Origin of the sequence: Paraburkholderia mimosarum LMG 23256 = NBRC 106338 (assembly GCF_000739815.1) — a bacterium.
Lineage (GTDB): Bacteria > Pseudomonadota > Gammaproteobacteria > Burkholderiales > Burkholderiaceae > Paraburkholderia > Paraburkholderia mimosarum.
Window position 1 is genome coordinate 1 of sequence record NZ_BBJJ01000348.1, and the last position, 750, is coordinate 750.

A 750-nucleotide genomic window follows, 5' to 3' on the forward strand; every position below is an offset into this window, starting at 1 on the left:
GTTCCGGATCGAAGTGCTGGATGGCCAGACCGCTCAACGATCGGTCGAAGAAGAGGTAAGCGACGTTTGATCTACCAGCCGCCCACTTACGACGAATGGGTGATGGTTGAGCATGTGCTCACCACGAAATGCCGCTTGGTGCATCTGCCGCAGAACCTCGGCATCCCGTCACATATTACCGCCCGGCACAACTCCAAGCGCTGGCAGCAGAAGGGCACGATGGACGTCGTGCTTGCGGCTCCGGGGCCGCTCGGTCGCGTACTGAGGCCGAGCCATACCCAGAAGGCGGTCGGCGTAGACGTCGCGCGCGGCGGGAAGAGGATCTTAGTCACGGTGCGGTACGAAAACCCCTTCGCCGAACAGCAGGCAGGTTCTCCGGAGGATCAAGATGGTGCAACGGAAAGTGGCTAAAAGCGAGAAAGTCTTCGATTATTTGGGAGCGCGTAGCATTCGGTAACTGATGTTCTATGTGAACGGAAAGGAATACGACAGATTGGTCGTGACGTCTATTTAAGGTTGAAGGAAACGGTCAAGAAATGGCTGTCTCAATACGATGTCGTTCGGCCTGAAATCATCGAGGTTCAGTCAGGAGCGAAGAAGTGGTGCGCCTTCAACGACGAGCCGTATCTGCTGTGGCGCGCGGTCGATGAGCATGGCACTGAACTCGACGTTCTGGTGCAAAAACGACGCGACAAGGCCGCAGCCAAGCGCTTCTTCCAGCGAGTGCTGCGATCAAACCCGGTGCCGCGC

At 57.3% G+C, this 750-nt stretch carries 2 pseudogenes; both read left to right on the forward strand.

Annotation, left to right across the window (positions count from 1 at the left end):
* Nucleotides 1-411: pseudogene (locus BMI01S_RS37825) on the forward strand (hypothetical protein); the annotation flags it as partial.
* A gap of 207 nt (nt 412-618) precedes the next feature.
* Nucleotides 619-750: pseudogene (locus tag BMI01S_RS42535) on the forward strand (DDE-type integrase/transposase/recombinase); the annotation flags it as partial.